Annotated in this window: 11 protein-coding genes; all 11 read right to left on the reverse strand. The window is 61.8% G+C overall.

All coding sequences use genetic code 11. The features are described from left to right. Positions 1–39 precede the first annotated feature (39 nt). The 11 genes from FD678_RS10160 to FD678_RS10205 all read right to left on the reverse strand — a co-directional run bounded on the left by FD678_RS10160 (position 40) and on the right by FD678_RS10205 (position 9378). Positions 40–504: a JAB domain-containing protein gene (locus FD678_RS10160; protein ID WP_140722491.1), complete on the reverse strand. Its 465-nt coding sequence runs from the start codon at positions 502–504 to the stop codon at positions 40–42. Positions 505–765: 261 nt separating this feature from the next. Then, positions 766–2409, reverse strand: a complete 1644-nt coding sequence (locus FD678_RS10165; protein WP_140722494.1) for a YadA-like family protein — start codon at positions 2407–2409, stop codon at positions 766–768. Between the two features lie 117 nt (positions 2410–2526). Next, positions 2527–3390, reverse strand: coding sequence for an ArdC-like ssDNA-binding domain-containing protein (locus tag FD678_RS10170; RefSeq protein WP_140722497.1), 864 nt, complete (start codon positions 3388–3390; stop codon positions 2527–2529). After that, entirely contained in the window at positions 3353–3595 is a 243-nt protein-coding gene (locus tag FD678_RS10175) for a hypothetical protein (protein WP_140722500.1), read from the reverse strand. Before FD678_RS10175 ends, FD678_RS10170 begins: the two co-directional genes overlap by 38 nt. 68 nt (positions 3596–3663) lie before the next feature. Continuing rightward, positions 3664–4143: a hypothetical protein gene (locus FD678_RS10180; protein ID WP_140722503.1), complete on the reverse strand. Its 480-nt coding sequence runs from the start codon at positions 4141–4143 to the stop codon at positions 3664–3666. A 36-nt stretch (positions 4144–4179) separates the two neighbouring features. Further along, complete coding sequence (locus tag FD678_RS10185) at positions 4180–5937, reverse strand: DUF5906 domain-containing protein (protein ID WP_177497712.1); 1758 nt, start codon at positions 5935–5937, stop codon at positions 4180–4182. Positions 5938–6151: 214 nt separating this feature from the next. Then, entirely contained in the window at positions 6152–6412 is a 261-nt protein-coding gene (locus FD678_RS10190; protein WP_140722509.1) for a hypothetical protein, read from the reverse strand. Positions 6413–7136: 724 nt separating this feature from the next. Then, positions 7137–7610 carry a hypothetical protein gene (locus FD678_RS20210; RefSeq protein ID WP_177497714.1) on the reverse strand — a complete coding sequence of 158 codons (474 nt, stop codon included), beginning with the start codon at positions 7608–7610 and terminating at the stop codon, positions 7137–7139. Continuing rightward, positions 7603–7929, reverse strand: coding sequence for a hypothetical protein (locus FD678_RS10195; RefSeq protein ID WP_140722512.1), 327 nt, complete (start codon positions 7927–7929; stop codon positions 7603–7605). The genes FD678_RS20210 and FD678_RS10195 overlap by 8 nt, the downstream gene beginning before the upstream one ends. A 175-nt stretch (positions 7930–8104) precedes the next feature. Beyond that, on the reverse strand, positions 8105–8872 hold the full coding sequence (locus tag FD678_RS10200) for a hypothetical protein (protein ID WP_140722515.1): 768 nt from the start codon (positions 8870–8872) through the stop codon (positions 8105–8107). Between the two features lie 80 nt (positions 8873–8952). Further along, positions 8953–9378 (reverse strand): hypothetical protein, encoded by a 426-nt coding sequence (locus FD678_RS10205; RefSeq protein ID WP_140722518.1) that lies wholly within the window; start codon positions 9376–9378, stop codon positions 8953–8955. Between the last annotated feature and the right edge of the window lie 57 nt (positions 9379–9435).

The following is a 9435-nucleotide window of genomic DNA, read 5'->3' on the forward strand; positions in this document are numbered from 1 at the left end:
TCCCAGCATAGGCCCGATGTCGTGTGCAACAAGGCTGGATCAGATCCAGCCCCGTGCGGCCAGCGAGGTGTAGCCGTCGACCGTGACAACGAAATGGTCCAGCAAGCGCACGTCGATGAGCTTCAAGGCCTGGCTGAGCCGGCTGGTGACCGCGCGGTCTGCCGCGCTGGGTTCACTGACATTGGACGGATGGTTATGCGCGCAAATGATGGCCGCGGCATTGTGTTCCAGGGCGCGCTTGGCGATTTCGCGGGTATGGACTTCCGAGCAGTCGATCGTGCCGACGAACATATCTTCCACCGCGATTATGCGATGGCGGGTATTCAAGAACGCCACGGAGAAGACTTCACGCTCGTGTGAGGCCAGGCGATAGCGAAACATGGCGCCTGCGGTGGACGGGTCCGACAGCTGGGTGCCGTCGGAACGTACGCGGGTACGCATGAGGGTTTCGGCCTGCTCGATGAGGCGGCTTTGTTCGGTCGTCAGCGGCTTGGGGACTCGCATTGTGGTTTCCTCTGGCGCGCCGGATTGGCGTGCGCAGGACCCACGCCGGGGCCACCAGGCCGGGCCGCACCCCGGGCCCCGCCCGAGGGGCGAAACGCAGTGGAGCAGCCAAAGGCTTGCGACCTGGACCGACCCGGCAACGTGTCCGTAGCCCGACTGCGCGCCCAGGAACACGCGCAAAAAGAAAGCGGTGCCGAAGCACCGCCCTCCCCCTTGGGCCACACCTAACCCGCGGGAAAGCTATTCGTCGCCGATACCGTGTTAGTCCAGCACGAAGGCATAACCGACGCCGCCCATGGCCTTGCCATTCGACACCGACAGGCCCATGACCATGGAAGAGCGTTCCGTCAACCGCACCTTGGCACCAACCGCAAAGGCTGCGGTGGAACCGTACTGGCCCCAGGCGACATTCACCGACACCTTGCCCACGGGCAGGTTGGAGCCTGCGCTGGCCATCATCGTCAGGGCTGCGCTTTGCGCACCCACTCGCTCGATCGACTTGTTCGTTTGGACCCAACGATCGTTCCAGCGGTCTTCCAGGTCCCAGAGCTGACCACCGTTGACCGCGTCGGTCGAACCGCGCTCGATCCGGCCCGGCGCCACCGATGTGACGCGCTGGTTGCCGGCGTCCACGCCGTTGCGGGTCATGCTGGGTCCGCCCTGGATGGACACACCATTGTTGTTCACGGTGGTGGTGCCCACGGTCAGCGAGCCCTCTTCGCCCAGGTCGACGGTGTTGGACAGCGACACGGTCTGGGTGCCGTCGTCATTGCCCTGGACTTCGATGTTCTTGCCTGCGGCCACAGTGGAGCCATTGCCACTGCCGCTGGGACCTGCGGGGCCTTGGGGACCACGAAGCGAGTCGAGCCACTGCTGTTCGGTACCGACGAAACCGTTGTTGACGGCAACCTCATAAGCCGACAGGCCATCGGCACCCGCAGGACCTTGACCGCCACCACCCGGGTTTTGCTCGAGGTTGTGGACACGCCCATCCAGGTCGTACAGCGCGCTGCCCACGTCGTTGTAGGTCGCACCCGACTGGAAGGTGTAAGTGGGCGGAATGTAGTTGCCCAAGTTGTCGTAACCTGCCCCACCGCCCAAGGCCCAGGCGTTGGGTCGCAGCTGACCCATATTCGCGGCGTCGGAGTTTTCTCGGCCCTGCTCCACCTGCGTTACCCGGCGGTATCCGACCGCCACCTCGTTCTCTTGTGTCGTCTTCGTACCGTAACCAACACCGACAGAGTTGGCGTGGTTAGCCTCACATGAGGCGCCCACACACGTCGCGCGGTCGGCATTTACCTTGCTTCCAGCACCTACGTTGGTGCCATTGACTCCGTTGACTTCGGAGTACGCACCCACGGTCGTTGCATGCTCTTTTGTTGCTTTAGCATGTGCGCCGTTCACGGTAGTGTCGCTCGCAGTTCCCTCGGCACTTGCTCCAGTGACGGTAGCTTGGTTGCCGCAGGCCTTTGCTTGAATCCCCGTAGCGGTTGCACGACCGCCGCACGTTTCCGACAACGCACCCGTGGCTGTATCGCCTCCGTCGTTTGCCTTTGCCTGGTGGCCGGTGGCCGTAGTATTCGGCGCATTGGCTTCGGCTTCCGAACCGATCGCCTGCGACCAAATGGCCCTTGCTTTTGCACCCTTGCCTTTGGCAATTGCTTCGTCGCCTTCGGCGGCCGCGTCAGTACCTTCTGACATAGCGTCGAAGCCATCAGTGTGTGCGCCGTCGCCAATGACGATCTGGCCGGTCTTGACTGTGTTCGGAGAGGCAGGATCGGAAGGTGGAGAGATAGATGTATTGTTGCCGACCTGGATGTTGCCGTAGGGATCGACCACCTGAGCATTTGCGGCACCAGCCGTCAACAGGCCCAGCAAGGCGAGGGAAAGGAAAGACTGCTTCATGGTTAGGACCAAGGTGTGGGGGTCCTATCAACCTATGCACCTTGTCGTTCCTAGCAAGCGGTAACAGAACGCAAGGGGATGGCTTCCATCCCCTTTGCGAACTGCACGGCAATTCCGCTAGAACGGAATGTCGTCCGCCTGCTCTTTGTTGGCTGACTTGGCCACCGCCTTGGCTTTGCCCTTGCCGCGCGGCTGCTCGGCGGGCTTGACCGCCGGCTCGACTTCCTTGCGGGGCACTTTGTCGTAGACCAGCGCTTCAATGCCGAGGTCTTTCAGCGCCTTGTTGGCGTCACTGATCGCGCTTTCGACCTCACGCCAGTTGGGGCGTCGGTCGACGTACGGTTTCAAGGTCTCGGCCAGCTGGGGATCGACCGCGCGGGGAAGACCCAGACGGGCCTGGGCTGTGAGGGCGGCCAGCTCGCGGCGCATGACCGCTTGGGCCTGGCCTTCGGGGTCGTCCACGTCCGGGAAGCGCTCGGCCAGGACTTCTGCAAGGCGCGCGTTGTACTGCTCGGGCGTGGGAGTTTTCTTCTTGGTGGGCAGCAGGGCGTCCAGGCCCGCTTGACGGGTGGCCTGCTGTTCCGGCGTCAGGCCCTGGGTCCTGGGCAGGTTCAGACCTGCAATCTGGTCTTCGTTGAACACCGTCAGCAGAACAGGTTCGTAAGGTCGACCGTCCTTGCCACCCATCCAGGAGATGATCTTTGTGCCCACCTCGCCGCGGCGGACGGTGCCGCCCGCGGCCTTGGCCTGGTCGTAGGTCATCCACAAGGGACCCTGGAAGCCCTGGGACTTGGCGGCCATGGCCAGCTGCAGGGCGTTATCGCCCTGGAACGGGTAGCCGCTGGGACCGCGCGGCTCGCCGCCGATCTGGGGCATGGGGTTGTCGGGATCCTGCCAGCGCCAGAACATGGGCGCGGTGGTATTGCGCAGGTGGGAGTAGAAATTACGGGCTTGCCGTTGGCGGTACTCGGGTAGATCCATGGGGCACTCTTTTGATGATGACTTTGTGCCCTCGCTTGATTGCCGTTTCGACCAGTCGTTCGCAGTCCCAATACCTGGACAGGTGCTTGCCGGGGGCCATGAAGTTCGTGGCCAACTGCATGCGGAAACCTTGCGTGGTCTTGCCGATCTGGAAGCGATCGGCCGCCAGCAGGATTTCGGTATCGGTGAAGTTCGGATCTGTCATGGCGGGTCTCTATGCTCCCCCCATCGTGGGGAGAGGAATTTCATACGCAACCCGATTTGTGCGAACCACTACTCAATAGGAAGGAAAGTCGGCTCACCCGCGGCCAAGCGCTTCTGGCCCGCCGGCGACCGCTCGTACTCTTCCAGGACTTGGGGCTTGCGCCCTACCCCACCCGGGCGCAGTGTGCCGTCGGCCAGCCGGCGAACGCCGCCCCAGTAAAACTTCTTGCCCGTGGGCAGCCTGTAGTTGGGTTCGGCGTCGTTTTCCTTGCCGCGCAAGCGCAGGTAGGGATGATTGACCAGCATGCGGCGCAGCGCCTTGACCGTCGGGGCTGACAGGTAGGGCGCCACCGCCTCGTAGCGCTGGATCAGTTCGATGAGGTCGGCGTCCACCAGTTCGCGATCCGGGGTCTGGGTCCAGGACCTGGGAGGTTGGCGCAGATCGATGGATTGGTGATGTTCCACCACCCTGTCGATCCGCTTGGCCACCTTGGGCGAGACCCGGGCGGTCTTCCGCCCGGACTCGGTGTCGATGACAGACTTCGTCATTTGTCGTCTCCGGCAATGCAGGACCGGAGTATTGCATTAGCGCTTGAGCCGAGACAAACGTTCCAGCCGATCCAGTTCCTCCAACTCGGCCGGGGTGAACTCGGGGATGGTGTCTTCCCGAACTTCCTGGCGCTCGGTGGGCTGCTCGGCAAACGGGTCGTCCACCACCGTCTGGGCCTGGCGCTCCACGCGGAAGTTTCCGCGGCTGATCACTTCTTCGACCAACTGGTCTTTCTTGACGGTGGCCACTTCCTTGGGCGTGAGTGCCAGGTTGCGGATCTCCTTGACCCGGACCGTTTCGCCCATCTCGTTTTTGGCCGTGCCCTTGTACTCGGCCACGCCGGCCGCTTTCAGCCCGGGGCGACGCCAGAAACGAATCCAGAAGCTTTCTTCCTTCAAGACGTTCCCACCGTTGTTCTCGGTGTAATGGACGTAGCTCTGGTAGATCTCCTTCTTGGTGTGGGTATAGCCGTACTTGGGTTCGGCCGGCACCACCTCGCATTCCTCGAACCACTGCTCCACGTTGTCGTTCTGGCGATGGATTTTGGTCATCAGTTCCTTGACCGGAGCCGGAAGGTCACGCAGTTCCACCGGGCCACCCCGACGCAGATACCGCTGCAACCCTTCCACAATCCAGCCCAGCACCAGGTGGGACTCGCGCTTCATGATCTTGGCGTCCAGGTTCCGGACATTGTTGCCGCGCTCGCGGGCTGACGACGGCCACGGCACCGGGATAATGCGCCGACGCACGCCATCGGACTCGTCGCGGATGAGCGGCGGCTGGTTGGTCGTGATGATCCAGTAGGCGGTCGTGCGGTGGGTGTAGTTCGTCTTGTGCTTGGGGTTGACCATGAACACGTCGCCCGACACGATCGACTTGAACTGCTTCTCACCCCACACGCCCTTTTGGGCCACCTCATCCACGCGGATGATCGACGCGTCGACCAGGGCTTCCAGATGGTGCGGCTCGTCCAGCTTGTGCAGGTCCAGCGTGGCCACCTTGTGGTGGAAGGCCTCGATCAACTTGGACAACGTGCCCTTACCGGCACCACCCTCACCCACCCACCAAGCGACCGTCTGATGGGTATTGGGAACAAACGACATGGCGCACTGCTCCTGGACCAGGGCCCGCAGCTCCGGATCCGGCAGCGATGTGGCCAGGTACTGACCGAACAAGCTGTCTTCCGGCACGGCCGACGGAATGAAATCTTGGCCATGCTTGACGCCGCTTTTGCTCTTGACCTGGAAGGTCAGCCCCAGCGCCTTGTCCGGTGCACGGAGGGTGGCAAAGGTGCTATCGACGTGGAGATAGCCGTCCAGCAGCGGGATCACCACCCCATCCACTTCTTCGTCACGCTCGGGCGGTGCGAAACGATTGTGCTTGTACAAGTGGAGCTGCAACGACTTCCAGCAGTCGGCCGACTTGGATTCTCCGGCCGCGTCGGGGAAGAACCTGCGCAGCCAGTCCATCGCCTCGGCCTTGCCCGCGATATCGGTGGTCAGCTCCCAGAATGAGCCGTTCCAGCGACGCACCAGAACGGTGTTCTCCTTGGCTTCAGCCGCACATTCGCCCAGCTTGCCGGCCACCACGTCGTCGATGAACAGACTTGGGAGACTAGGCGATCCAGGCTTGCGGCCCGTGGCCGCGGCAGCCTTCTGGACAGCCTGCGGCAACGCCGCAACCTTGGCCTGCTTGCGCGCTTCCCGCTTGGCCTTGGTCTCGTTGGCCGACTGCAAGGTGGCCACGGCCGCCAGAATGGCCTGCTGGAGGTCCTCCTGGGAAAGTGCGGCCACCGTCGTGCGAGGCGGCACAATGGAGCGAGGGGCTACCACCTTCCTCTGCCACTTGGGATGGCTATCGATCCCCACAGGGGCAGACGCTTGACCACCCGCTACTTCATTCGTAATCTCGTTGTCAGACATGACTCGCCTTGTGTTGTGTTCAGGGAAGCCCTGGCAGGAACCCCGACTTTTTCAGATGACCCCGCCGCGCCAACGGCGGGGTTGTTTATTTGCAGGCCACCTTCGCAAGCTGGCCCGACTCGGTGTGGATCCGTTCCCGCCTCACCTTCGCCTTGCGCTTGGGTCGAAGCTGCACCACCCGCCCTTCGACGATCTCCCGCAGCAAATCACTGACCGTCCTGTCCTGACGCTCGGCTTCTGACCGGATCACGTCGCGAACACTGGGAAGCAACCGGATCACGGTGGGAACAGACTTTTCGCTATCGGAAAGCGGCGGACGACCACCGCGACTCTTTTGCTTGCTCATATCGATCTCTTCGGGGAAGTCCTTCGACCTTACGAGACGACCCCACCCCGTCAATAAGGCGAATACAAAACCTGCGAGATCCCAAGCAAAACGAGGCGAATGAGGCTGTCCGTGGCTTGTCGTAGCCTTCAAATCGGCGGATACAATGTATCCGCGCCCGCCACCCCTAAAGTCCGACGTCCGGGGTTGCATTTTGCCGTTTTGCAACCCCGGACTCGAGAAAAAGCCCTTGTTTTTAGGGGTCTGTCCGGGGTGTCCGGGGTTGAATGAAAAAATGTGAGCAATCAAGAACAGTGCTTCCAACGCACACATGTTTTCCACGCTAATAGTTTTGAAACGGCCCAAACCCCGGACACCCCGGACACAACGCTGTTTTCCAGGGGTTTTTTGTGCAGTCCGGGGTTGTTTTGGCTGTTTTGCAACCCCGGACCTCGGACTGCAGATCACGGCTTTCTGCGTAGCGATTCGCATTAGCGAGCCCTCTGCGGTACCACTTCCTCATTCCCACTCCGTCGCTTCCGTGCCGCCTCAACAACCTGCAATGCTTCATCCTCCGTCCCGTGAATTACCCTCACATCGTGCACTTCGCATTCATGGCAATAGGTTGGGCCTACGCCGTCGTCGCTGGTGAATTCCCAGTTCTGGTCTTGGATGTTCCACATGGCCCAGACCATGATTTCCACATCCTGGCTGCCGCAATTTCCGCAGTAGTGAACGTACTTACTCACATCGCCCTCCGCACCGTTGCTTCCTCCACCTCACCCTTTCGCTTTCTTGCAACCTCGGACAAACGCTGACGTTCCATCCAGGCCCAGGTCTGGGGCAAACGCGCCCGGTGCTGCTTGGCGTATCGCCGTGCCGGCCAAAGTCCAGGCAGTTTCAAGTCGGGGTCAGCGCCGAACTTCGACAGAAGACGCAACGCCTTTTCGTCAGCGCCAAGAATGGCTTGATTACACAGTTCGATGAGCCTGCGCGTACTTCCTTCACCCATCCATGCCCTGGCTACTTCAAGCGCCTCTTCTTGGGACCCACTTTCGTAAGTCGCCGCGCGCCCTTCGCAGATGTCGCAATAGGCATGCCTCCCCCGACTAACGGCGACGCACTCCCACGACTCGCTTGCGGGGTTCCACCGCGTCCAGTTGAGAACTTCAATACCAGTGTTTCCGCATTTATGGCAGTAGATGACACGCTCACTCACGGCCCACCTCCAGCGCCTGGCGCACACGCACAAGTTCGCCGCGCAGCGTGCTGGCGACGTAGTAGCGAGTCCCCTTGGGGATCGTCAGGCATGCCACGTGCCCGTTCAGTGCAACATGGACGACCGGCTTGCCGTCGGGCTCGTCAAAGAACAACACCGAGAACCCCGACAGCTCGATCTGGCGTGCGATGGCGCATTGCAGCGTCGAGAGTTCGGGCTGGATCCTGGGATAGTGAATAAGCGCGACAGGCACGCCAATCGCCCCGGGGGCTTGCGCAACCGGGGAGTTGGGCGTTGAGGGCATGTGTACTGTGATCATTGAAACCTCCATCGTTGTGGTGGAGGTAGCGTGATCTTCTGGCCTGCATAACCTGCGCCCGGTATCCGGGCTTAGATTCAGGTAGCCGCGGCCTTGTTTGGCGCGGTCAGCAGGCTACGAGCGAGCCTCACAGGATCTTCTTCTGGATAAGTAAAGTTCGATTTTCGGGCTTTTGCTAAAGTCCGATCTTCGGGCTTTGAGTTTCCGTACAGTCAGGTTGGGCGGTTTCGCCGCTCCGCCTTTCCACTTCATGGTCGGCCAGCGCCAGCCTGGCCAGTTCGGCGTACTGTCGGTCGAAGGTCTGTCGCTGCTCTTCCAAGGCGTACTGCTGAACCCGCCCCAGGATCTTCAACCACATTCCCCGTTCATCCCGATCGAACCACGGCCGCCGCAGGGCCTCGTCGAGCGTGAAATGTTCCAGGGCCAGGTCTTCGGGATTGGAATAGGCTTGATCCATGAGGCCCGGGGTCAGCCCGAGCGCCCAACCCACGATGGATTTGGTGTATCCCCGCTTGGGCTTGCTGGTGATCATGACCAACCACGGGTGTTGCTGCTGGAGTTCTTTCAGAAGGCTGTGGCTGACCGGATCCTGCTTGCCTTCCAACTCATCGACCTGGGCTTGAACCCCAATGCGCTGGATCCACGCCCGGTGCCATTCTTCGATCCGGTCACGCCTGCCTTGGAAAGCGTTGTTCTTGCCGCGATAGATGAAGGGGTTGGGCGGGTCCAGTTCCCTTCTTCGAGCGTGGCCATCGGCTTTCTTGATCCGCAGCCAGAAGTCAGCGACCTGGGTGTATAGCAGTCCTTCGGGCTTGACCTTGGCCGCTATCCACTCCCGCACCTGGGGAGCCTTCATCAGCTTGTCGTGTATCCCAAGACTTTCAATAGCCAGGTCCTTGCCAGTGGTCCAGTACTCACTCTCATAAGCTGGGGTGTGGGTCATGATCCCAAGGATAGCCAAGGCGGCCCGAAAGCCGCCATAGGCCCTCAAAAGAGGGCCAGTTGCGGCGCCGGCGGTGACGCCTAGAACAGGGCCAGTTGCGGCGGGGTGAGCCGGACCTGTTCGGCCAGCAGCCACAGGATCTGGGCCCGGGCCCGACCGATGTGATTGCGCACCGCGTCCAAGGCCTGGAACAGGCCGGACTCGGGACCTGCTTGTCGGTAGGCAATGCCCAGGTCGTAGTTCGACAGGGCGTCCAAGCGGCGTTCCCGCAGGTCGTTGTAGCGATCGATGTAGCGGGCCAGCTCGGCGGCGTGCTCTTCCAGGGCAGTCGGGATCTGCTCGCGCCGGGACGGTTCGTTATCGGACAGCTCGGGCCATAGCAGCGGGTCCAGGTGAGCCCACGGCTCGATGGTGTCGGCAGGGCCGTAGTAGCCCACCACCTGGTCCAGCATGGCGGGGTCGGCGTTGGCCCGCAGGGTTGCAACGTCTTGCTCGAAAATCGTCATGGCTCGTCTCCTGGGTGGGAGACCCCACGGGTACGGGCGAGCCAGGGCGGGTGCACT

This window comes from Pseudomonas sp. Hp2 (assembly GCF_006386585.1).
Lineage (GTDB): Bacteria > Pseudomonadota > Gammaproteobacteria > Xanthomonadales > Xanthomonadaceae > Pseudomonas_S > Pseudomonas_S boreopolis.